Origin of the sequence: Spiroplasma endosymbiont of Amphimallon solstitiale, from assembly GCF_964030965.1 — a bacterium.
Classification (GTDB): domain Bacteria; phylum Bacillota_I; class Bacilli_A; order Mycoplasmatales; family VBWQ01; genus Spiroplasma_E.
The window spans coordinates 2,010,657-2,035,104 of record NZ_OZ034999.1 but is presented as its reverse complement, the minus strand read 5'-3'; the positions used below and the strand labels follow the sequence as shown (position 1 = coordinate 2,035,104).

22 protein-coding genes and 5 pseudogenes are annotated in these 24,448 nt (G+C 23.9%); 13 read left to right on the top strand and 14 right to left on the bottom strand.

Annotated elements, in window-relative coordinates; translation table 4 throughout:
• Window positions 1-46 precede the first annotated feature (46 nt).
• Window positions 47-277 (top strand): hypothetical protein, encoded by a 231-nt coding sequence (locus tag AAHH39_RS12635; protein WP_342218330.1) that lies wholly within the window; start codon window positions 47-49, stop codon window positions 275-277.
• Window positions 278-287: 10 nt separating this feature from the next.
• Here AAHH39_RS12635 and AAHH39_RS12630 read toward each other — a convergent pair.
• Window positions 288-1,226, bottom strand: a pseudogene (locus AAHH39_RS12630) (hypothetical protein).
• A gap of 257 nt (window positions 1,227-1,483) precedes the next feature.
• Between AAHH39_RS12630 and AAHH39_RS12625 the strand changes: the two are divergent.
• A pseudogene (locus tag AAHH39_RS12625) lies at window positions 1,484-2,721 on the top strand (IS256 family transposase).
• 116 nt (window positions 2,722-2,837) lie between these two features.
• Here AAHH39_RS12625 and AAHH39_RS12620 read toward each other — a convergent pair.
• Both AAHH39_RS12620 and AAHH39_RS12615 read right to left on the bottom strand, forming a co-directional pair.
• Window positions 2,838-3,020, bottom strand: a complete 183-nt coding sequence (locus AAHH39_RS12620; RefSeq protein ID WP_342218329.1) for a hypothetical protein — start codon at window positions 3,018-3,020, stop codon at window positions 2,838-2,840.
• Window positions 3,021-3,075: 55 nt separating this feature from the next.
• On the bottom strand, window positions 3,076-4,032 hold the full coding sequence (locus AAHH39_RS12615; RefSeq protein WP_342218328.1) for an SGNH/GDSL hydrolase family protein: 957 nt from the start codon (window positions 4,030-4,032) through the stop codon (window positions 3,076-3,078).
• A 214-nt stretch (window positions 4,033-4,246) separates the two neighbouring features.
• Between AAHH39_RS12615 and AAHH39_RS12610 the strand changes: the two genes are divergently transcribed.
• On the top strand, window positions 4,247-5,206 hold the full coding sequence (locus AAHH39_RS12610; RefSeq protein WP_342217794.1) for a transposase-like zinc-binding domain-containing protein: 960 nt from the start codon (window positions 4,247-4,249) through the stop codon (window positions 5,204-5,206).
• 68 nt (window positions 5,207-5,274) lie between these two features.
• On the opposite strand, the gene AAHH39_RS12605 is transcribed toward AAHH39_RS12610, so the two are convergent.
• The 7 genes and pseudogenes from AAHH39_RS12605 to AAHH39_RS12575 all read right to left on the bottom strand — a co-directional run.
• Window positions 5,275-5,721, bottom strand: coding sequence for a hypothetical protein (locus tag AAHH39_RS12605; protein WP_342218327.1), 447 nt, complete (start codon window positions 5,719-5,721; stop codon window positions 5,275-5,277).
• 672 nt (window positions 5,722-6,393) lie between these two features.
• Window positions 6,394-6,771, bottom strand: a complete 378-nt coding sequence (locus AAHH39_RS12600; protein WP_342218326.1) for a hypothetical protein — start codon at window positions 6,769-6,771, stop codon at window positions 6,394-6,396.
• 55 nt (window positions 6,772-6,826) lie between these two features.
• Entirely contained in the window at window positions 6,827-9,697 is a 2,871-nt protein-coding gene (uvrA, locus tag AAHH39_RS12595; protein ID WP_342218325.1) for an excinuclease ABC subunit UvrA, read from the bottom strand.
• 112 nt (window positions 9,698-9,809) lie between these two features.
• Window positions 9,810-10,754 (bottom strand): IS30 family transposase, encoded by a 945-nt coding sequence (locus AAHH39_RS12590; RefSeq protein WP_342217458.1) that lies wholly within the window; start codon window positions 10,752-10,754, stop codon window positions 9,810-9,812.
• An 86-nt stretch (window positions 10,755-10,840) separates the two neighbouring features.
• A pseudogene (locus AAHH39_RS12585) lies at window positions 10,841-11,524 on the bottom strand (IS256 family transposase); the annotation flags it as partial.
• Between the two features lie 261 nt (window positions 11,525-11,785).
• Window positions 11,786-12,109, bottom strand: a pseudogene (locus AAHH39_RS12580) (transposase); the annotation flags it as partial.
• A gap of 165 nt (window positions 12,110-12,274) precedes the next feature.
• Window positions 12,275-12,430 (bottom strand): annotated as a pseudogene (locus AAHH39_RS12575) (transposase); the annotation flags it as partial.
• 95 nt (window positions 12,431-12,525) lie between these two features.
• Here AAHH39_RS12575 and AAHH39_RS12570 point away from each other — a divergent pair.
• Complete coding sequence (locus tag AAHH39_RS12570; protein ID WP_342219359.1) at window positions 12,526-13,764, top strand: IS256 family transposase; 1,239 nt, start codon at window positions 12,526-12,528, stop codon at window positions 13,762-13,764.
• 66 nt (window positions 13,765-13,830) lie between these two features.
• A complete protein-coding gene (locus tag AAHH39_RS12565; protein ID WP_342218323.1) occupies window positions 13,831-14,016 on the top strand; it encodes a hypothetical protein in 186 nt (61 codons plus the stop codon).
• A gap of 19 nt (window positions 14,017-14,035) precedes the next feature.
• On the opposite strand, the gene AAHH39_RS12560 is transcribed toward AAHH39_RS12565, so the two are convergent.
• Window positions 14,036-14,980, bottom strand: coding sequence for an IS30 family transposase (locus AAHH39_RS12560; RefSeq protein ID WP_342217458.1), 945 nt, complete (start codon window positions 14,978-14,980; stop codon window positions 14,036-14,038).
• 258 nt (window positions 14,981-15,238) lie between these two features.
• On the opposite strand from AAHH39_RS12560, the gene AAHH39_RS12555 reads away from it, so the two are divergent.
• The 3 genes from AAHH39_RS12555 to AAHH39_RS12545 all read left to right on the top strand — a co-directional run bounded on the left by AAHH39_RS12555 (window position 15,239) and on the right by AAHH39_RS12545 (window position 16,927).
• Window positions 15,239-15,463, top strand: coding sequence for a hypothetical protein (locus AAHH39_RS12555; protein ID WP_342218322.1), 225 nt, complete (start codon window positions 15,239-15,241; stop codon window positions 15,461-15,463).
• Window positions 15,464-15,706: 243 nt separating this feature from the next.
• Window positions 15,707-16,300: a hypothetical protein gene (locus tag AAHH39_RS12550; protein WP_342218321.1), complete on the top strand. Its 594-nt coding sequence runs from the start codon at window positions 15,707-15,709 to the stop codon at window positions 16,298-16,300.
• Window positions 16,301-16,315: 15 nt separating this feature from the next.
• Window positions 16,316-16,927: a hypothetical protein gene (locus tag AAHH39_RS12545; protein WP_342218320.1), complete on the top strand. Its 612-nt coding sequence runs from the start codon at window positions 16,316-16,318 to the stop codon at window positions 16,925-16,927.
• A 108-nt stretch (window positions 16,928-17,035) separates the two neighbouring features.
• Here the strand turns inward: AAHH39_RS12545 and AAHH39_RS12540 are convergent, their stop codons facing one another.
• Window positions 17,036-17,209, bottom strand: a complete 174-nt coding sequence (locus AAHH39_RS12540; protein WP_342218319.1) for a hypothetical protein — start codon at window positions 17,207-17,209, stop codon at window positions 17,036-17,038.
• Between the two features lie 459 nt (window positions 17,210-17,668).
• Between AAHH39_RS12540 and AAHH39_RS12535 the strand changes: the two genes are divergently transcribed.
• A complete protein-coding gene (locus AAHH39_RS12535; protein WP_342217794.1) occupies window positions 17,669-18,628 on the top strand; it encodes a transposase-like zinc-binding domain-containing protein in 960 nt (319 codons plus the stop codon).
• A gap of 18 nt (window positions 18,629-18,646) precedes the next feature.
• Window positions 18,647-19,810, top strand: a complete 1,164-nt coding sequence (locus tag AAHH39_RS13595) for an Mbov_0401 family ICE element transposase-like protein (RefSeq protein ID WP_425288930.1) — start codon at window positions 18,647-18,649, stop codon at window positions 19,808-19,810.
• Window position 19,811: 1 nt separating this feature from the next.
• On the opposite strand, the gene AAHH39_RS12525 is transcribed toward AAHH39_RS13595, so the two are convergent.
• The gene (locus AAHH39_RS12525) at window positions 19,812-20,237 is read right to left on the bottom strand and encodes a hypothetical protein (protein ID WP_342218317.1); all 426 of its coding nucleotides are present in this window, start codon (window positions 20,235-20,237) and stop codon (window positions 19,812-19,814) included.
• Between the two features lie 469 nt (window positions 20,238-20,706).
• Between AAHH39_RS12525 and uvrB the strand changes: the two genes are divergently transcribed.
• Genes uvrB through AAHH39_RS12510 form a run of 3 tightly spaced genes read left to right on the top strand, consistent with a single transcriptional unit; the run spans window position 20,707 to window position 23,884 of the window.
• The gene (gene uvrB, locus AAHH39_RS12520; protein WP_342218316.1) at window positions 20,707-22,692 is read left to right on the top strand and encodes an excinuclease ABC subunit UvrB; all 1,986 of its coding nucleotides are present in this window, start codon (window positions 20,707-20,709) and stop codon (window positions 22,690-22,692) included.
• Between the two features lie 14 nt (window positions 22,693-22,706).
• On the top strand, window positions 22,707-23,420 hold the full coding sequence (locus tag AAHH39_RS12515) for a CatB-related O-acetyltransferase (RefSeq protein ID WP_342218315.1): 714 nt from the start codon (window positions 22,707-22,709) through the stop codon (window positions 23,418-23,420).
• Window positions 23,421-23,428: 8 nt separating this feature from the next.
• The gene (locus tag AAHH39_RS12510) at window positions 23,429-23,884 is read left to right on the top strand and encodes a methylated-DNA--[protein]-cysteine S-methyltransferase (protein ID WP_342218314.1); all 456 of its coding nucleotides are present in this window, start codon (window positions 23,429-23,431) and stop codon (window positions 23,882-23,884) included.
• Between the two features lie 17 nt (window positions 23,885-23,901).
• Here AAHH39_RS12510 and AAHH39_RS12505 read toward each other — a convergent pair whose 3' ends face one another.
• Window positions 23,902-24,372 (bottom strand): hypothetical protein, encoded by a 471-nt coding sequence (locus tag AAHH39_RS12505; protein WP_342218313.1) that lies wholly within the window; start codon window positions 24,370-24,372, stop codon window positions 23,902-23,904.
• Window positions 24,373-24,448 lie beyond the last annotated feature (76 nt).

Genomic DNA, 24,448 nt, shown 5'->3' with positions numbered 1-24,448 from the left:
ATAATTTGTTAAAAATTAAAATATTAGAAATTGATGTTAACTTTTTATGAATAGCAACTATATTCCTTTTGAATTAGTATTAAAAAATATTATCTCATCATCTATCAATCAAAATTTAAATCATATTTATGAAACTATTGATAAAAATAAAAATGAAAAAAATACTGGTGATTTAGTTTCTGAAAAATGAGATTACCATTTTATTAATTATTTAGGACAACTAAGTCCAATTGGAAGTGGTACGCCTCCACAATTACCACCAAAAAATAAAATGTAAATAAATATTACTAGTTAATATTATCTAAAATTTGAATAATAGTTTTAACTATCTTTGCAGCATTTTTTTCATTCTTAAGAACATGTAAATAATCTTTTAAATACTTAAAATTTTCTATATCATTTTCTATTTTTATAAATATTTCTTTAGCAGCATAACCAGTTGAAGCTATAGGAATTATTATTTTATTTTTATTTCTAGCAATTTCAAATTCATTTAATACACCTTTTGATAAAACAATATTATTATTTTCATCCATTTTATTACCAAAAATAAATAGTACAATGTCTGCTTTATCTATTAACTGATTACGATATTCTGGTCAACTTTTTTAAATTGTTGAGGAAATGGTCATACATCAAGAATTTTATCCAAAACAATACTATTTTCTTTAGCATACTTAACAAGTACCACTTACTATTTCATCACCAACGCCGATTCCAAATGCATTTATTATTTTCTTATTTTCTTTACATAAGAAATTTGATAAATCAAATACAAATTTTTTACTTTTCTTTATAGTACCAAATTCTTCATAATTATTAGCTATACCCGAAATAAAAATATTTCTCTTCAAATTATTATTAGTTGCAGAATTAAATATTTCTGCTTTTGAATCGCAATAATTGTTTAATAATAATGTTTTAAAATTAATGTTTTTAAAACAATTGTGGTTTATAGAATTGAATAACTTACCATAAATTGTAAGAGAAAAAGAATCATTTGAAAACCGTAATTCTGTTTCAGGAATAAATTTACTATATAAACTATTTTCTCCTATTGTTCCATCGCCATAACCATAATATTTATCATTAATATCCAAATTAAGTGCATTTAAATCAATTGCATAATAATATCATACTTTAGTGCTTATTTTTGAAGCATAATGAGTACCTAAAAAGTAAATAGGTGTATCTTTTGTTAAAAAAATGCCAGTTTCTTCTCTCATTTCATTTCATTATAAACTGTTTCCAAAGGATTATTATTTTCCACTCCACCAGTAATTGAACTATATTTACCCAGCTTATTTTTTTAATTATGTAGAAAAGTATGGATGACCAAAAATTATTCATCAATTTACACTTAAAATATTATTTTTAATTAAAAATTTGGGCAATGTTTAGTAATCTGTGTAACTTACAAAAATAACTATGTTTAATTAATTCTAGTAAATATAATTAAATGACTAGAAAGAGTGAGTTACAGATGGCTAAAAAACAAAATATTAATAATAATGATCCAATATCAAAAGCAGTAGATTTATTATTAGAAAATACTGAAGATTTAACAACAGTTTTTAAAGAAGGGGGTTTATATAAAGAATTAACAAAACGTTTAGTTGAAAAAATGTTGAATTCTGAAATGCAAAATTATTTAGGATATGAAAAAAATCAACATAGTAATACTGAAAATGCTCGTAATGGTACAAGTTCAAAAAAATTAATAACTCAACAAGGTAAAATTGAGATTGATGTACCAAGAGATCGCAATAGTGATTTTACTCCTGTAATAGTTGCAAAAAGACAGCGAAGATTTGATGGTTTTGATCAACAAGTGCTTTCACTATATGCAAAAGGTATGACTCTATCTGACATTAGAATGCAGTTACAAGAGTTATATCATGGTGCTGATATTAGTGAAAGTGTTATTAGTCAAATTACTGATGATGTTATTGATGATGTCAAAACATGACAAAATCGACCATTAGAAAGCATTTATCCGATTGTTTATTTTGATTGTATAGTAGTTAAAGTTCGACAAGATAAACGGATTATTAATAAATCAGTTTATATAGCATTAGGAGTTGATTTAGAAGGTAAAAAAGATGTTTTAGGCTTATGATTAGTGAAAATGAAGGTGCTAAATTTTGATTAGCTAATTTCACAGAAATGAAAAATCGAGGCTTAAATGATATTTTGATTGCTTGTAGTGATAATTTAACAGGCATGTCAGAAGCAATACAAGCAGTTTATCCTAAAACAGAACATCAATTATGCATTGTTCATCAAATTCGAAATAGTTTAAAATATGTTTCATACAAACATCGAAAAACTCTAGTTACAGATTTAAAACCAATTTATAGTGCATGTAGTGAAGAACAAGCAATGCAAGCTTTAGAATCATTTGAAAGTAAATGAAATAAACAATATCCCCAAATTGCTAAATCTTGATATAAAAATTGAGAAAATTTGATGATTTTTATTAGTTATCCTGCAGAAATCAAAAGAGTAATTTATACAACAAATGCTATTGAATCTGTTAATAGTCAATTACGAAAAGTTATTAGAAACAAAAAAGCTTTTCCTAATGATATGTCAGTTTTTAAAATATTTTATTTAGCAATTGAAAATATAACAAAAAAATGAACATTGCCTATTCAAAATTGAAATACAGCAATTGCTCATTTTATGATAAAATTTGAAGACAGAATTAATCTGAACTAGTACTTTGTAAAACAAAGATACACAGATTTCTAAAAAGCCTCAAAATTTGTTAAAAGTAACATTATTTAGTGTAAAAATTCTCTAAAAATAACACTTTATCATGTATCATTACTTTTCTACAAAATTAAAGGCTTATTTTTATTAAATAAAGGATTACTCTCACATGTTTGCATAAAATAACGACTACCATCATCTTTAATTATAAATGGTAATATTGCAACACCTTTGTTATTACATCAAGGTTCTTCAACACCATGCATAAAGCCTACTTTAATTAATTTAACTCATTCTTTTTTCATATTTATTTTTTTCCTTTATAACAAAATTATAACTCTTATAAATAAATATTTCTAATTAATTCTTATTATTATTTATCAATTTAATTAATTCTTGAGCCATAATATTATGTGCTCATTTATTAGGATGAATGCTATCAAAAAAGAAATAATTATTAATATTTTCTTCATTAACACCTTCATTGAAATGAGGAACAATAATACCATTATTAATTATTTCACTAAAATCAGTAGTAACTGCTGCATCAATAATATTGTTATTAATATTCAAGTTTTTAAACTTATTAATAGCGTTTGTTATTGCTGCAAACATATCATATTTAATAATATTTTTTTTATTTTTATTTAATTCTTCAATAACACTATCTAACATTTTATTAAAATTAGTAGTTAAATTTAAAATACGTTCCTTATCTTTTTCTTTATTTTTAAATAAAGGGATAATACTCATATTAGGCACATTACATAATAAAATACGTTGAGCACCCTTATTTATCAATTTAGTTAAAGCATTTTTTATTAACTCAACTGATTTATTAATAATTTCTTCTTGGTCGTTTAATAATGATTGTTTAAAAGCATATAAAATATCATTACCACCAAACTCAACTAAAATTATATCATTACTATTAATATGATGCTGACTAATTAAAGCATCTACTTGATGAGTAATATCAAAATGATTAATAACAAAACTTTCTACTGTTAATTCTTTTTTTCTACTAGCTAAAGCTCCACTAACTGCATAATTATTACCAATTTGCTCATCAGCAAATAAAAAAAGGTCAAATCTTCAAGCAGAAGTTAAATTTATATGCAAATAATCGGCAATAATTTGTGCTGCCACAGGACCATTAGAAAAAGAATTTTTATAAAATGGTGGCAACATTTTAACTATTTTAGGTATTTTTAAATGCTTAAAAAGAGATGTAAAACCACTTACTAATGCTCCTGTGTCTGATAAACTATCTCCTAGAACATAAAAGTTACCTTTTATTTTTTCATTATTATTCATGACTTCTCCTTCTAACAATAAACTTAAACTGAAAATATCTTAACATAATTGATTTAGCTTGTCATAGTACAAAAAATAATTATGCTAAAAGTGGACATTATCATATTTAAATAATAGAATTTCCCTTTAATTTTGTAGAAAAGTAGTGGTATTAGTAAAATTAGCAAAAATATATTTTTATATGGTATTTTTAACATTAAAGAGGTGATTTTAAATGAATAAAAATACAGTAAAAGAAATTTTAAATAATTTGTCTGATAAAGATTTTATTGAGATTTTTAGAGAAAATAAAACTAGAATTAAACAAATTGAGAAAAAAGAAAAATTTGAAGCAGTCGAACAAAAATTCAAAGAGAAAGGGATTCAATGTCCAGATTGTAGTTCTTTTTTGTGTACTAAATATGGTAGTAAAGATTATAAGCAAAGATATAAATGTAAAAGTTGTAATATTACTTTTCATGCTTTTAAAAATCATTATTTTTATTGAAGTCATTTATCTCATGATCAATGAGATTTATTGATACAAATAGCTACTTTAGGTCAATCTGCTTACATTATTTCTCAATTTATTAATACTACAAATAAAACTGCCTGATTTAATCGTCAAAAATTTATGAAATCAACACAATTAGTAAAAACACAAAATCAATTTGTAAAATTAAAAGCTAGAATTGAAGTTGACGAAACTTTTATCAAAGAAATTCATAAAGGAAACTTTAAAGATCCAAATGATCCAAGAAAACAATGAATTGAAGAAAATGCTAAAGATTTAAATTGTTGTATTCAAATGGCAATTGATGAAAACCGAAATATCTATGCTCAAACAACAAATACTAAAAGATTAAATAAAAAATGAGTACAAGAAAACTTAACATCGAAACTTATCGAAGAAAATTCAATTATAGTTTGTGATATGCAAGTATTATATGATACAGTAGCTAAACAAACTAAATCCACTATCCAGCAGTTTAAATCAAAAGAAAATAAAGAATTAAATTATAAAAAATTAAGTAATGTCAGTAAAATACAATCAAGTTTAAAAGAATTTATTACTCATTACCATGGCATTGGATTTACCAATATTCAAAATTACCTCAATTTATGGAAATGAAAATATCAACACTACGGATTAACCCCTTATCAAAAATCCAATGTGTTATATTTCAGTTTGTAAAAAAATAAATCCCAAAATTTAATAAAATCAAATTTTAAGTCAAGTTGATGACTTTTTTTATTTTACCACTACTTTTCTACAAAATTAAAAGAATTTCCTCTTTGTTTATAATCTTTAATAATATTAATAGTAATTAATGTTGCCATTAAACAAGTAATACAACTAATAATATTTAAAACAACAGCAACAATAGTAATTTGATATGAAAAAACTTTATTATCATTAAATTGAGGTAAAAGCACAATAACACTAATAATTTCGCAACTTGTTCCAATAATACCTAAACAAAAACTAATAAAATCAAGCGAAATACTAAATTGATCTTTTCGATATAATTTCATATTTTGTTTTATCAAAGTTTTCTTTAATCTAATTAAACGGAACATTAAGAAAAAAGGTAGAAAAGCTAAAGTAAAACTAGTAATATCAAAAAAAATTGCAACAACAGTTATTCAAAGTGATGCTTTATCATTATCTCAAAAAGGTTGTAATGCTAAAATACTTAGAATTCCCAAAAAAATACCTATTAAACCAGTTCCAAAACTTATTAAATCCATTTTAAGAATTTTTTTATTAAACTTTAAAAAATATACTCTTTTTTCCAAAGTGACAAATCCTTTCATGTCTATATATAAATAAAATTTTATCATATAAATGGAAATAATTTTCTCCAATTTTAGATTACAAATAAAAAGAATAACTATAGTTGTGTTATTAATCTATTGTTTGTTGAAATTTCAGTATTTTGTACATTAATTGAATTTATTTCCTTAACAAAAGAGACAATATTTTCTTTAAATAAATTAAGTCTTTGTCTTTTTTTTCTAATTTTTATTTCAACTTTATTTAAACTTTTTTTGATATTACAAATTTTTAATCCAATTTTATAAAGTTGCTCTTTTTGATTATTTAAAACAACTTTTTCACATTCTATTCTATTAACTAATCTTATTTCAAAATTATAATAACCAAAAGTTAAAAACTTAACTAATTTACTTTTAAATTTAAAAATCTTACTTGTTTTCTGTTTTTGAAAAACTTCTAATTTTTTAAGACTATTATTATGAAAATTTAAAATAATTTCTTGTTGATTATTAATTTTATATAATTTTTCTTTTAATTCTCATTTTTTACTACTTAATTTACAATTTAATTCTATTTTTAATGCTGTAATTTTATCAATAAGTTTATCCTTTTCCTTCTGTTTTTGTTCCTTCTCATATTAAAGTAAATTCAAGTAATTCAAACTCTAGTTCTTTATCTCATGGAAAAAAATTTTCTTTTTCAAACTTAAAAGAAAGAAATTCAAGTTCTTTTCTTTCATCATTAATTACTTCATCTTTTACTTTCACCAAAAATTTTTGCATTCATTGATACTGTTTTTCCATTATTTTTAAATTTTTTTTAAAAAAATCTTTTTCAAAAAAAATAAATCAATATTCTAAGTATTGTATCTTAGAAGAAGTACTAAAAACTTCTTTTAACTTTATTATATTACTTTTAACATTTTGTATAGTTGAATTTATAAGTATTTCTTTTAAATTTGGTACTACTTCTAAAGACATTTTATTTCTCCACTTCTTTTGTTAAAATTCAAGAATACTACAGAAAATATTTTAATTATTTTCTATTCAAATCGCGATTAATAACTGCTTTTAAATATTGTCCAGTATAAGACTTAGGATTTGTTATTACTTGTTCTGGCGTTCCTGTAGCAATGATTTCACCACCAAATTTACCACCCTCAGGTCCTAGATCAATAATGTAATCAGCAACTTTAATAACTTCTAAGTTATGTTCAATTACAACAACAGTATCACCATGATTAACAATTTTATTTAAAACTTCAATTAACCTTTTAATATCATCAACGTGTAAACCAGTAGTTGGTTCATCTAAAATATACATAGTTTTGCCAGTAGCACGTTTTTGTAATTCTTTAGCTAGTTTCACTCTTTGTGCTTCACCACCAGATAATTCAGTAGCGGGTTGCCCTAATTTTACATATCCTAATCCCACTTCTTTTATCATTGCTAACTTTTTATGGATTTTTGGATGATTAGCAAAAAAAGTTAATGCTAAATCAACAGGCAGTTCTAGTACATCATAAATATTTTTACCTTTATATTTAACTTGTAATGTTTCACTATTATAACGTTTTCCTTCACAAATTTCGCAAGTTACATAAACATCTGGTAAAAAATGCATCGCAATTTTAATAACACCATCACCAGAACAACGTTCACATCTTCCTCCCGGTACATTAAATGAAAATCTACCTTTAGCATATCCTCTAATTTTTGCTTCTGGTGTTTGTGTAAATAAATCACGAATATCATCAAAAACTGAAGTATAAGTAGCAGGATTACTCCTTGGTGTTCTGCCAATTGGTTCTTGCGAAATAGCAACAATTTTATCAATAAATTCAATCCCTTTTATTGCTTTATGTTTTCCTGGTCGTTGTCCCTTTAAACCCAAATACTTTTGAATACTAGTATATAAAATATCATTAACAAGCGTTGATTTACCACTTCCTGAAACACCAGTAACACAAATAAATTTACCTAAAGGTAATTTAACATTTATTTTACGTAAATTATTAGCTTGTGCTTTTTGAATTTCAATAACTTTACCATTACCACTTCTTCTTGATTTAGGTAACGCAATAAATTTTTCACCATTTAAATATTGTCCAGTAATTGAATTAGGATTATTAGCAACTTGCTGTGGTGTACCTTCAGCAATTACTTCACCACCATAAATTCCAGCTTTTGGACCAATATCAATTAATCAATCTGCTGCTCACATTGTATCTTCATCGTGTTCTACTACTAATAATGTATTATCAAGATCTCGCATTTGTTTTAAAGTTTCAATTAACCTAACATTATCACGTTGATGTAAACCAATTGAAGGTTCATCAAGAACATATAATACTCCCGTTAATTGTGAACCAATTTGAGTTGCTAATCGAATTCGTTGTGATTCACCACCAGATAAAGTTTGTGCCATTCGTGATAAGTTTAAATAACCTAAACCAACATTAGTTAAAAAACTTAAACGATTAATGATTTCTACTAATATTAATTTAGCAATTTCTTGTTGATAAGGTAATAATTTAATATTTAACATAAATGTTAAACTTTCTTCGATGTCTAAATTAGTATATTGACTAATATTCATTTCTTTATTATTTTCATCTTTAATTTTAACTGCTAGTGCAAATTCATTTAATCTTGTTCCTTGACAAGTTAAACAAGTACGTTCACTCATAAATTTACGATAATAATCACGGGCAAAATCACTAGTTGTTTCTAAAAAACGTCTTTCAATTAAAGTGGCAATGCCTTCAATATAATCATGATTAGGATATTTACGACCATTTGCCGAAGTAATACTGAAAGTAATGGCTTCATCACTACCACGCATAATATAATTAAGTTGTGTTTTTGTTAAATTTTTTAATGGTTGATTCAAATCAATTAAATAATGATAACAAAGAACTTTTAATTTTTGTCATTCTAAATTACTAGTACCAACTAAGTTTTTATAATACTGAATGCCACCATCATTAATTGATAATTTTAAATCCGGCATTAATAATTCTTCGTCAACTTCTAATTTTACTCCCAAACCTTTACAATCAAAACACGCTCCACTTGGTGCATTAAAAGAAAATAAACGCGGTTCTAAACTGGGAATTGAAAATCCACAAATTTTACAAGCATATTTTTGAGAAAATAATCACGTTTCATTTGTTTGCGATAAAATAACCTTTGCTAAACCATTACTATGATTTAAAGCAACTTCTAAAGCATCATGAATTCGTGAAATAATATTATCATCATTGGTAAATTTAATACGATCAATAACAATATCAATATCATGACGTAATGATTTATTCAATTCAATTGGTTCATCTAAACTATATATTTTATTATTAATTTTAACTCGCAAAAAATTTTCTTGTTTTAATTTTGCTAATAAATCTTGATGACTACCTTTTTTAGCATTAATAACTGGTGCTAAAATTTCAATATTAGTATTATCTTCTAACGTTTTAATTTTATTAACCATTTCTTTTAAAGTTTGCGTGCTAATTGGACCATGACCCTTATTACAATAAGGAGTTCCAATCCGTGCATAAAGTAAACGCAAATAATCATAAATTTCAGTAACAGTACCAACAGTACTGCGAGGATTATTACTTGTAGTTTTTTGATCAATAGAAATTGCTGGTGCTAAACCATCAATAGCATCAACATCAGGTTTTTCACTGTTTCCTAAAAATTGACGAGCATAGGCTGAAAGTGATTCAACATATCTTCGCCTTCCTTCTGCATAAATTGTATTAAAAGCTAATGATGATTTACCACTTCCTGAGACACCAGTAATAACTACTAACTTATACTTTGGAATTTTAATATTAACATTTTTTAAATTATGTTCACGTGCACCTTTAACAGTAATATATTTTTGATTATCTGTCATTTATTCCTCCACTTATATGCTCTTTCTAATTAATTATATACTATATATAGTTAACTTTAATAGCATTATTGCTAATTAATACCTGAATTGTAAATATAAATGGGACAGTTTTTTAAAATAATTGTATTAAATCTATTGGTCTTTTATAAGATAGTGATTTTCTGGGTGTAGAATTAATTTGAAATGCTATAGTATTTAAATCTTTTTGTTTATATGAAGATAGATCTGTAGATTTTGGTAAATATCTTCTTAAAATACCATTATTATTTTCATTTAAACCTCTTTGACAAGGTTTACCAGGATCTGCAAAATAAATCTTAACATTACAATTTTTTTCGATTAATTTTCATTTACTAAATTCTTTACCACGATCAAAAGTAATAGTTTTAACTGTTCCTTTTTGTAACTTTGAAATAAATTTTATTATACTTTTTGTAATATTTTCTGATTTATTATTTTTAGTTGCTAAAGGAATTGTGGTTTTTGATCATATATCAGCTAAAGTAATAATAGAACTTTTATGATCTTTACCAATGATAGTATCACCCTCTAAATGACCAAATTCTTCTATATTTTTAATATTAGGAATGATTAAATTTCTTTCATGAATAGACTTACAATTATTAATTCTGCCCCTAGTTTCTTTTTGTTTGTGAGGTTTATTTTTTCCTTTTCTCAATAAGTTATTTTCATCAAAACCCATTCGATTTGTTTTAAACATGTTATATAAAGTTTTTGTTGAAATACTTTTTATTTTATTTTCCTTTAAAAAATTAGCAATTATATCAAGAGCATAATTTTTAGTAATTAACAAATGATTAATAGTATTAATTTCTATTAAAGTTAAAATTATTAATTTTCTACCTGCATTTTGTTTATTTTTTTGAATTTTATTCAATATTTCTAATGGTAATAAGTTTTGATTTAATAATCTACAAACTCTATGTACAGTTGATTTACTATAATCAATGGCTTTTGCTATTTTACGAATCGAAAATCCATAACTTTTATATTCTTTTATTGCTATTATTGATTCAATAGTCAGATACTTATACATTGTACTAATTCCTTTCTTTTCTTAATTATAGAATTAACACAATTTAATTTTTATATAAGTGTCCTTTTTAATTTTACAATTCAGGTTTCTGTGAAATTAGCTAATCAAAATTTAGCACCTTCATTTTCACTAATTCATAAGCCTAAAACATCTTTTTTACCTTCTAAATCAACTCCTAATGCTATATAAACTGATTTATTAATAATCCGTTTATCTTGTCGAACTTTAACTACTATACAATCAAAATAAACAATCGGATAAACGCTTTCTAATGGTCGATTTTGTCATTCTTTGACATCATCAATAACATCATCAGTAATTTGACTAATAACATTTTCACTAATATCAGCACCATGATATAACTCTTGTAACTGCATTCTAATGTCAGATAGAGTCATACCTTTTGCATATAGTGAAAGCACTTGTTGATCAAAACCATCAAATCTTCGCTGTCTTTTTGCAACTATTACAGGAGTAAAATCACTATTGCGATCTCTTGGTACATCAATCTCAATTTTACCTTGTTGAGTTATTAATTTTTTTGAACTTGTACCATTACGAGCATTTTCAGTATTACTATGTTCATTTTTTTCATATCCTAAATAATTTTGCATTTCAGAATTCAACATTTTTTCAACTAAACGTTTTGTTAATTCTTTATATAAACCCCCTTCTTTAAAAACTGTTGTTAAATCTCCAGTATTTTCTAATAATAAATCTACTGCTTTTGATATTGGATCATTATTATTAATATTTTGTTTTTTAGCCATCTGTAACTCACTCTTTCTAGTCATTTAATTATATTTACTAGAATTAATTAAACATAGTTATTTTTGTAAGTTACGCAGATTACTAAACATTGTCGGAATAATTTTATTTACTTAAATTATATAAATTTATACATTAACTTTATTTATCTTATTTTTTTTCTTTCTTTTTTATTAACTTTAACTACTACTATTTTCTCCTTGATATTGTCAAAGTTCAGCAAATATTCCAGCAGCTAAATTATTCTCGGTATTAGAACCTGTTTAGAATCTTTTTAATAAAACTGAAATAAATGAAAGAACAACCATTTGTAAACTAGTATTTAGTTTTCTTTCACAATTTTTTCATAATCTTCTGTATTTTTCTAATCAAGCAAAGCTTCGTTCTACAATTCATCTTTTTGGTAATACTACAAAAGTATGTAATTCATTACGTTTTATCACTTCAACATTTGCATTTATGATTGTTTTGATTTCAGAAGCAAATTTTTCACCAGTATAACCAGCATCTACTATTATTTTTTGAACTGCAGAAAGATTTTCTTTTTCATTTTCAATCATTATTATAGCGCTATTACGATCTGTTTTTTCTTTTAATTATGTAGAAAAGTATGGATGACCAAAAATTATTCATCAATTTACACTTAAAATATTATTTTTAATTAAAAATTTGTTAAAAGTAACATTATTTAGTGTAAAAATTCTCTAAAAATAACACTTTATCATGTATCATTACTTTTCTACAAAATTAAAGGTTTTTTCTGCTGTGGTTATGTAAATTGCATGTGGTAAACCTTGAGAATCAACAACAATATGACGTTTTATGCCTGAAATCTTTTTACCAGCATCATAACCTTTATTTTCAGTAGTATCTGTATTTTTAACACTTTGCGAATCAATTATACAAAAAGGCAATGTTTAGTAATCTGTGTAACTTACAAAAATAACTATGTTTAATTAATTCTAGTAAATATAATTAAATGACTAGAAAGAGTGAGTTACAGATGGCTAAAAAACAAAATATTAATAATAATGATCCAATATCAAAAGCAGTAGATTTATTATTAGAAAATACTGAAGATTTAACAACAGTTTTTAAAGAAGGGGGTTTATATAAAGAATTAACAAAACGTTTAGTTGAAAAAATGTTGAATTCTGAAATGCAAAATTATTTAGGATATGAAAAAAATCAACATAGTAATACTGAAAATGCTCGTAATGGTACAAGTTCAAAAAAATTAATAACTCAACAAGGTAAAATTGAGATTGATGTACCAAGAGATCGCAATAGTGATTTTACTCCTGTAATAGTTGCAAAAAGACAGCGAAGATTTGATGGTTTTGATCAACAAGTGCTTTCACTATATGCAAAAGGTATGACTCTATCTGACATTAGAATGCAGTTACAAGAGTTATATCATGGTGCTGATATTAGTGAAAATGTTATTAGTCAAATTACTGATGATGTTATTGATGATGTCAAAGAATGACAAAATCGACCATTAGAAAGCGTTTATCCGATTGTTTATTTTGATTGTATAGTAGTTAAAGTTCGACAAGATAAACGGATTATTAATAAATCAGTTTATATAGCATTAGGAGTTGATTTAGAAGGTAAAAAAGATGTTTTAGGCTTATGAATTAGTGAAAATGAAGGTGCTAAATTTTGATTAGCTAATTTCACAGAAATGAAAAATCGAGGCTTAAATGATATTTTGATTGCTTGTAGTGATAATTTAACAGGCATGTCAGAAGCAATACAAGCAGTTTATCCTAAAACAGAACATCAATTATGCATTGTTCATCAAATTCGAAATAGTTTAAAATATGTTTCATACAAACATCGAAAAACTCTAGTTACAGATTTAAAACCAATTTATAGTGCATGTAGTGAAGAACAAGCAATGCAAGCTTTAGAATCATTTGAAAGTAAATGAAATAAACAATATCCCCAAATTGCTAAATCTTGATATAAAAATTGAGAAAATTTGATGATTTTTATTAGTTATCCTGCAGAAATCAAAAGAGTAATTTATACAACAAATGCTATTGAATCTGTTAATAGTCAATTACGAAAAGTTATTAGAAACAAAAAAGCTTTTCCTAATGATATGTCAGTTTTTAAAATATTTTATTTAGCAATTGAAAATATAACAAAAAAATGAACATTGCCTATTCAAAATTGAAATACAGCAATTGCTCATTTTATGATAAAATTTGAAGACAGAATTAATCTGAACTAGTACTTTGTAAAACAAAGATACACAGATTTCTAAAAAGCCTCTTAAAGATTGAAAGTGAATTAAAAAATGTATAATACTGAAATGAATAATAATGATTTAATGTTTATGATTATAGGTTTGCCTATAATAGTTATTGTTATAGGAGTTATTATAGTTTGTGTAGTTACTTCAATTGATAGTAGTTCTAGAGTAGATACAGTTAATAATGCAATTGAAAAAGAAATAAAAGATTTTTTATTGCCTGAATTGTAAATATAAATGGGACAGTTTTTTAAAATAATTGTATTAAATCTATTGGTCTTTTATAAGATAGTGATTTTCTGGGTGTAGAATTAATTTGAAATGCTATAGTATTTAAATCTTTTTGTTTATATGAAGATAGATCTGTAGATTTTGGTAAATATCTTCTTAAAATACCATTATTATTTTCATTTAAACCTCTTTGACAAGGTTTACCAGGATCTGCAAAATAAATCTTAACATTACAATTTTTTTCGATTAATTTTCATTTACTAAATTCTTTACCACGATCAAAAGTAATAGTTTTAACTGTTCCTTTTTGTAACTTTGAAATAAATTTTATTATACTTTTTGTAATATTTTCTGATTTATTATTTTTAGTTGCTAAAGGAATTGTGGTTTTTGATCATATATCAGCTAAAGTAATAATAGAACTTTTATGATCTTTACCAATGATAGTATCACCCTCTAAATGACCAAATTCTTCTATATTTTTAATATTAGGAATGATTAAATTTCTTTCATGAATAGACTTACAATTATTAATTCTGCCCCTAGTTTCTTTTTGTTTGTGAGGTTTATTTTTTCCTTTTCTCAATAAGTTATTTTCATCAAAACCCATTCGATTTGTTTTAAACATGTTATATAAAGTTTTTGTTGAAATACTTTTTATTTTATTTTCCTTTAAAAAATTAGCAATTATATCAAGAGCATAATTTTTAGTAATTAACAAATGATTAATAGTATTAATTTCTATTAAAGTTAAAATTATTAATTTTCTACCTGCATTTTGTTTATTTTTTTGAATTTTATTCAATATTTCTAATGGTAATAAGTTTTGATTTAATAATCTACAAACTCTATGTACAGTTGATTTACTATAATCAATGGCTTTTGCTATTTTACGAATCGAAAATCCATAACTTTTATATTCTTTTATTGCTATTATTGATTCAATAGTCAGATACTTATACATTGTGCTAATTCCTTTCTTTTCTTAATTATAGAATTAACACAATTTAATTTTTATATAAGTGTCCTTTTTAATTTTACAATTCAGGATAATTATTCACAACCTTATCAAAATCCAAAAACAAGAAGTACTAAAAGTATAACTATTATTAAAATTAAAGATTTTAAAACAAGAGATGGTTATCCAATTATTATTAAATTACAAAAACCATTAGATAAAAATACCAAAGTAACTGGTTTAAAAATAAAACCCCCTAGAAGCATGATTTTCGGCAATATAAAGGTACTTGGTGAAGTTGACAATATGGAAGTATACCCTAAATTATTTGTCAAAGATAAGATAGCATTTCCACTATTATCAATGCCTATTGAAACTCAACCAAAGGTTAGAATATTAGAGCAATGATTTAGTGAACAGATATTACCGTGAAATTTAGCAAAACAATTTATTGGACAAGAAAAATCCTTTAATTTTGTAGAAAAGTAATGATACATGATAAAGTGTTATTTTTAGAGAATTTTTACACTAAATAATGTTACTTTTAACAAATTTTTAATTAAAAATAATATTTTAAGTGTAAATTGATGAATAATTTTTGGTCATCCATACTTTTCTACATAATTAAAAGAAAAATCAGTTTTAGATTTAATTAAAATTGGTAGTGGTTCTGTAACAAGAAGAGAAGTTATTAATAATGCAAGAATAACTCATGCTTGGTTAGGATATGAAATGGGTACTGTTTGAGATGGTAAATGACCATTAAAGAAAGAAAAGGAATTAAAAGATAAAGAAGTTTGAAATTTCCCTGGTGAAAGTCAATTTTATCAATATGTTGCAACTAATAATAAATTCAATGATATTGAAATTGAAATAAAAGATGCGCCAACAGTTGATAGTTTACAACAATTACTATTAGATATGCTAACTTATACATATAATTACAATAAAAATTTTGATGGTGCATCTTTATTATCTACCCCAAATAAAATGGATATATTACGAGCAAAATTTGAAAATCAAAAACCAGAAGATGTTATTACTAATTTGTTTAAACAGTGAAAACTAGATTATCCTAATTATATTGATTTAGAGCAAGTAAAAATATTTAAGCAAATAGTTATTATGTTATCAAATAATATTTATTCAAGTATGTCAATTAATAAAGGTTTAAATGATGATAATAAGATTTTATTACCATATTACTTTTTTAATTATGTAGAAAAGTATGGATGACCAAAAATTATTCATCAATTTACACTTAAAATATTATTTTTAATTAAAAATTTGTTAAAAGTAACATTATTTAGTTTAAAAATTCTCTAAAAATAACACTTTATCATGTATAATTACTTTTCTACAAAATTAAAGTATTACTTTGAATTGAAATCAAATCCAATACATCCTAATAAAGATGAAATTTGACAATTTAAAGATGCAAAAGTAATATTAAAATCTAATTATTTTGATTTTACAGATATTAATAATATTAAATTAAAAAATAATGACATTAGTCAAAATGAATTATTTAAATTAGATGATAATCAATTTAATTGATTATCTATAACCAATGAATTAGAAAGTAATAATATACCTTCATTAATTCCTGCTGATTGAACACTGAGTGGTGAATATGGAAAATATTTTACAAGAGTAATCATTAGTAATAATAAAATTGAAAATGTTTTAAGTTTATATGGTTCAAATAAATCTCAATTATTTTCTAAATTAGAATTTTATAAAGAAATTTCACAAATTGATGATAATAGTGAATTTGAATTACAAATTAAAAATCCGATTAATAACTTAAATCGGATTGAAATTAGTGGCATATTTGGTGCTGGAAATTATGATTTAATTTTAGTAACAACTAATCAAGAAATAAATTTACAAAATATTAATTTATTTGATAAATATAATGAAAATATTTCTTATATCAATTTAGAAATTTAAAATTATTTATAAAAATATCCATCAGGATATTTACCATCTCATTTTATATCATCTTGATTTTTTGGATTAACTCCAAAATATAATTCTATTTTATATTCATCATTTCTTTTATGTTCTCATATAGTTGCCCCCCCTATGTTCTTCATAAAAATGGTCTAAATATTTTGTTAATCCATTAGTTTGATAATATGCAACTGCACCTAATATTAAACCAGTAGAACCAGTTATTACAGCAAATGATAATGCTATTTTTTGAAAATTTGTTTTTATTCATGTTTTCATTTTGAATTACTCCTTTTTCCTTAATTTTACTTTTAAATTGTACTTAATTTATATTATTTTTACAATATGCCTTTTAAACGTAAAATAACGCCTAAATTAAAGGCGTTTATTTTGTGATACCTATACTATTAATTATATGTTACTTGTTTATTATATCGCAAATGTGAAGATACTTTTTTTCACAGTAGCATTATTTTAATCATAATTACGTTCTTATGTGGATTATTGTGAATAAAATAAATTATTAATGTTATTTACCATATTTTAACACTTTAAATTTATGTAAATTAAAATTAATAATTAGTGCAGAAACAGATTAGGAGAGTTAAATATGAGTTTTAATTATAAATGAAATTTTAGAGAACAATACTTTAATTTTGTAGAAAAGTAGTGGTATTAGTAAAATTAGCAAAAATATATTTTTATATGGTATTTTTAATATTAAAGAGGTGATTTTAAATGAATAAAAATACAGTAAAAGAAATTTTAAATAATTTGTCTGATAAAGATTTTATTGAGATTTTTAGAGAAAATAAAACTAGAATTAAACAAATTGAGAAAAAAGAAAAATTTGAAGCAGTCGAACAAAAATTCAAAGAGAAAGGGATTCAATGTCCAGATTGTAGTTCTTTTTTGTGTACTAAATATGGTAGTAAAGATTATAAGCAAAGATATAAATGTAAAAGTTGTAATATTACTTTTCATGCTTTTAAAAATCATTATTTTTATTGAAGTCATTTATCTCATGATCAATGAGATTTATTGATACAAATAGCTACTTTAGGTCAATCTGCTTACATTATTTCTCAATTTATTAATACTACAAATAAAACTGCCTGATTTAATCGTCAAAAATTTATGAAATCAACACAATTAGTAAAAACACAAAATCAATTTGTAAAATTAAAAGCTAGAATTGAAGTTGACGAAACTTTTATCAAAGAAATTCATAAAGGAAACTTTAAAGATCCAAATGATCCAAGAAAACAATGAATTGAAGAAAATGCTAAAGATTTAAATTGTTGTATTCAAATGGCAATTGATGAAAACCGAAATATCTATGCTCAAACAACAAATACTAAAAGATTAAATAAAAAATGAGTACAAGAAAACTTAACATCGAAACTTATCGAAGAAAATTCAATTATAGTTTGTGATATGCAAGTATTATATGATACAGTAGCTAAACAAACTAAATCCACTATCCAGCAGTTTAAATCAAAAGAAAATAAAGAATTAAATTATAAAAAATTAAGTAATGTCAGTAAAATACAATCAAGTTTAAAAGAATTTATTACTCATTACCATGGCATTGGATTTACCAATATTCAAAATTACCTCAATTTATGGAAATGAAAATATCAACACTACGGATTAACCCCTTATCAAAAATCCAATGTGTTATATTTCAGTTTGTAAAAAAATAAATCCCAAAATTTAATAAAATCAAATTTTAAGTCAAGTTGATGACTTTTTTTATTTTACCACTACTTTTCTACAAAATTAAAAGAACAATATGCTAAAATTGATAAATTAGTTTTAGAACATTTAAAAAATAAATGAGAAAAACGAGATTGAATAATAAAAAATACAAGAGATAAAAAGAAATATAAAATTGTTGATTATCAATATCGAACAAGAAAAACTATATATGGATTAGTAACTTATAAAAGAAGAATATATAAATATTTTGATGAAAAATTACAAAAATGAATTCGTGTTTGTTTAGTCGATGAATGACTAGAATTACCTAAATATAAAAGAATTGGCAAAGATATTGAACAAACTATTATTGAATATTTTGCTGATGGAAAAAGATATCGTGATATTTGAGATGTTATAAAAAAAGCAAATATTAGTCTTAGTACTATCCATAGAGTTTTTAATAATTTAGAAGTAATTGAAACAATTCCAGTAAAAGTAAAGTTAGAAAAAAATCAACCTATTTTTATAGCAATTGATGATGGTCATAGAAAATTTTGAAATTTTAAACGTAAAGGTATAAAGCACTCTATGCGATTAATAACTACATATACAGATAATATTAATCATAAACTGCAAAATAAAAGAGTAAAAGCAATTATTAGACCAACAAAAACAGCAATTGGAGTTAAAAAGACTGCTGAATTTATTAAAGAACATTGTCAAAAATTTTATGAAAATGTTGAACAAGCAAAAATAATTATTTGTGGAGATAGTGCTGGGTGAATTAAAGATGTAGCAGATTATCTTGGTGCTGAGTTTGTTTTAGATAAATTTCATTTAATTAGAACATTATATCTTGGCATAATGGCGGGAAATAAAGGAAAATATTGAAGTGAATATAATAATTGTAAAAATTTAATAAAAAATGGTCAATATGATGAGTTAATTGACTATTTATATAATCAATTAGATAATCATAAAAAATTAAAAAAACAATATTTTAAAAATAATAAAAAAGGTATTGTTAATCAAGGTGCTTCTTGAAATATTGGTTGTTTTACTGAAACTAATATTTGACATGTTTTAAAAGAAATGATTGCTAATCGAACATATAATATTTTGATTTACATTAAAATGGTTATTTTTAAATGTAATAAAATAAATTTGGAAACATAATTTAATGAATGTAATAATTACTTATTATTTCACAATTTTGTATAGCATCTCAAAAATTATTATTTTTTATTTTTACTCTTAAACCAATATTGAAAAATAATAAAGAAGTAGTTATAAATGTTAAAATTGGAGTTATAATTATACAAAAAATAATGCCAACTTGTAATTGTATTCAGTTATAATAATTTTTATTATTATGACTAATATGACATACATAATCCGCAGAATAACTTAAAATATGATTTATACTAATTGTTTTTAATAATTCAAATCCATTTTTTTCTAACTTTTCATAACTTTTTGTTAACAAATTAAACATATTTGAATGATAATTACTAAAATCAATTAATGTTAAACCGGTACTCATAATTAAAATAGTTAAAATAAATAGTAATGCAGTTATTAACTGTAATTTTTTAATTTTCATCTTTAAAATCTCCTTAAATTTATTTGTTAATTTTAGCACTTAGTAAAAGTTATTATAAGTATCTTAGTTGTAATACTTTTAAAATAGTAGTAAGATAGACTTACAATTACATAAAAATCCTAATTATTTCTTGTCTAACATTTATAATAAGACTATATATGAAGTAATCTATTTCGGATTTTTGACAATCTCCCAAATTATTTTAATTATCTGGCTAAAATTTTACTATATTTTAAGTAAAATAAAATATAAAAGATAATAACTCAATTTTAAACATTGGATTTATTTGATACTAAACTTTAAATTTTTTAAGAAATTTATTATAATTTTTTATACTTATAAAAATCAAAAAATAAGTATAGTATTTATATTGTTTTATAATAATTTTAATTTTATAAAAGTTTTATTATTATTTTTATTTAAAATAATATGGTATTGTATATAGAATATTTTAAAGGAATATAAAGTTATGTTTAAATTAAAAGCACCTTATAAACCAACAGGTGATCAACCCGAAGCAATTAGAAAATTAGTAGTAGCTATTAAAAATAATATTAAATACCAAGTATTATTAGGAGCCACTGGTACGGGTAAAACTTTTACAATGGCCAATATTATTGCGCAAGTGCAAAAACCAACTTTAATTTTAGTACATAATAAAACATTAGCTATGCAATTATATGGAGAATTGAAAACTTTTTTTCCTGAAAATCGCGTTGAATATTTTGTCTCATATTTTGATTTTTATCAACCCGAGGCATATTTACCAAAAACTGATACTTATATTGATAAAAATTCTAAACAAAATCAAGAAATTGAAATGTTAAGATTAAGTGCTTTAAATGGTTTATCTATTAGTAAAGATGTTATTGTTGTAGCATCAGTAGCAGCAATTTATGGTGAACAAGAACCAACAGCATATAAAGATAACTTTTTTGAATTGAGAAAAGGACAAAAAATTAATAGAAAAGATTTATTATTAAGACTAATTAAAAATGGATATGTACGTAATGATATTACATTAGAACCGGGTAGTTTTAGTGCAAAAGGTGATTTAATAAAGTTAGCTCCATCTTGAAATGATCAATTTTATTTAAGAATTAGTTTATTTGGTGATGAAATTGAAGAAATAGCACGTATTGATACATTAGGCGCTAATGTTTTAGAACGTTTTCCCTTTATTACAATTTTTCCTGCGCAAAATTATATTACTAGTAAAAGTCGTGTTGATCAGGCAATTATTAAAATTACTGAAGAGTTAAAAATAACATTAGCACAACTAAGAAAAAATAATATGTTAGTAGAAGCGCAAAGATTAGAACAAAGAACAGAACATGATCTAGAATCCTTAAAAGAATTTGGTATTTGTAGTGGTATTGAAAACTATTCTCGTCATTTAGAAAATAGAGAAGTGGGTTCAGCACCATATACTTTAATTGATTTTTTTCCAGATGATTTTTTAACAATTATTGATGAATCTCATATGACATTACCACAAATTAGAGGAATGTATAATACTGATCGTAGCAGAAAAGAAACACTAGTAAAATATGGCTTTCGTTTACCTAGTGCTTTGGATAATCGTCCTTTAAATTTTAATGAATTTTCTAATAAGTTAAAGCAAGTTATTTATACTTCAGCAACTCCTGCTGATTATGAATTATCTTTAATTAAAAATGAAGTTGAACCCTTTAATGTACCAGTTCAGCAAATTATTCGTCCCACAGGTTTATTAGATCCAACAATTGAAATTAAACCAACTAAAAATCAAATGGAAGATATTATTAATCAAATAAAATTACGAACAAAAAATAATGAAAGAGTATTTATTACTACTTTAACAATTAGAATGGCAGAAGAATTATCAAATTTTTTACAAGAACAAAAAATTAAAGTTGCTTATATTCATAATGAATTAAAAACATTAGAACGTACTAAAGTTTTGTTAGATTTAAGAAAAGGTGTTTTTGATGTTATTGTTGGTATTAATTTATTACGTGAAGGATTAGACGTACCAGAAGTGTCATTAATCTGTATTTTGGATGCTGATAAATCTGGTTTTTTACGTAATACTAAATCATTAATCCAAACTATTGGTCGCGCAGCACGAAATGTTAATGGTCATGTTATACTATATGGAGATATTAAGACAGAGGCAATGACACAAGCAATTGAAGAAACGCAAAGAAGAAGAGAAATTCAACTTGCTTATAATAAAAAACATAATATAGTACCAGTTACTGTTAAAAAACCGTTGAGTGAAATCGTAAGTACTAGAGAATTAGATGTTGATTTAAAAGTTTTAAATTCAAGTAAAGGTAAAACAAAAATAGCTGCTAAAACAAAGATAATTGCTGATTTAAGAGTTGAAATGTTACAAGCAGCTAAAGATTTAAATTTTGAAAAGGCAGCTTCACTTCGTGATTTAATTTTGAGTATTGAAAGTGAAAAATAAAGGAGTAAAATAAGTTGACCGATAAAGCACAAAAAGGTATTTTGATAAGTCCAAATACTAAAATTAATCCTCATATACCAACAATATTTTTAATAAAAAATTATATTACTAAACCTAAAATTTTTATTGGTGATTATACTTATTATCATGATTTTAATGGTGAGCAAGCAGCTATTGATTTTGAAAATAAAAATATAATTTATCATTTTCCAAATATGATAGATGATGAATTAATTATTGGTAAATTTTGTTCAATTGCGCAAGGTGCTTTATTTATAATGAATGGTGGCAATCATAATTATTGTGCAGTTTCAACATTTCCTTTACCATTATTTTATAAATCATTAAATTTATCAGAAGTTACAGAAAAAGATAAATTAGATAAATTTCCGATTAAATCACCAACAGTGATAGAAAATGATGTTTGAATTGGTCATGATGTGACAATCTTAAGAGGGGTAACTATTGGTAATGGGGCAGTAATTGCAGCTAAAAGTGTAGTTACAAAAAATGTGCCTCCTTATGCTATTGTTGGTGATAATCCTGCTAAAATTATAAAATATCGTTTTTCTAAAAAAATAGTTCAAAAATTACAAAATATAAAATGGTGAGATTGATCTATTGAAAAGATTGTTGAAAATTCAGATTTGTTAAAACAAAATTTTGATAATAAAATATTACAAAAACTTGTAAAAGAAAGTAATAGTTTAAATAAAATAAAGGGGTAATAAAAAATATGAAAAAATATGGTTATTTAACTACTAAAATAGGTTTAATTGAAATCATAGTAGTTGTAGAACAAGTAGTAAAAGTTAGTTTTGTTAATACTCGTCAAGTTGCTAAGGATAGTAGTAATATAGTGGTAGTTAATTGCTTAAAACAATTAGCAATGTATTTTGATAAAAAATTAAGTGATTTTAACTTACCAATAGCTTTAAAAGGAACTCCTTTTCAAGAATTAGTATGGAGTAAAACTTGTACTATTCAATTTGGGACAACTTTAACTTATCAAGAATTAGCGCAAAAGATAGGTTATCCAAAAGCAAGTAGAGCAGTGGGTTCAGCTTTAAGTAAAAATCCATTAGCAATTATTGTTCCTTGTCATCGTGTTGTTAATAAAAATAAGAATATTGTTAATTATCTTTATGGTGCTCATATTAAAAATTTTTTATTAGCACAAGAAAGTAAATAAGGTATAAGATTATTTTTTTATGATTGATTATCTTTTTTTTGATTTTTAAAATTGTTAACAATTTTAACTACATAATTTTTAATATAGTAAACAGGATATCCTGCTAACATAACAGCAATTAAAATTAGTGAATTTCATAATGCTCACATATTATTATTTTGTGTACCATAATAATACATTGCTAAAAATGATCCAACAATAGCAATTATTGCTCCTAAATAACCAATAATAATGAAAAAGTAAAATCAAAAATTATTAAAAATCTTTTGGTAGTCTGGATGTTTGCGCCTTAAAAAGATAATGACTGAATTAACAATTAATTTTAAAAAACTAATAGCAATAATAAAGTAATTAGTTACTTCATACAATTGATTTCATAAAATATAAATTAAAGCAGCAAATATTAATAGTAGCATAGCAGCTCATGGCATATTAGTTCTTTTAGTTGTTTTTTGAAAAAATTTAAACAAATCTTTTTCTTCACTCATTTTAAAAATTAAACGTGATTGATAAAGTAGAAATGCATTTAGTGAACCAACAAATAATAAAATTGCTAGTCCTGAA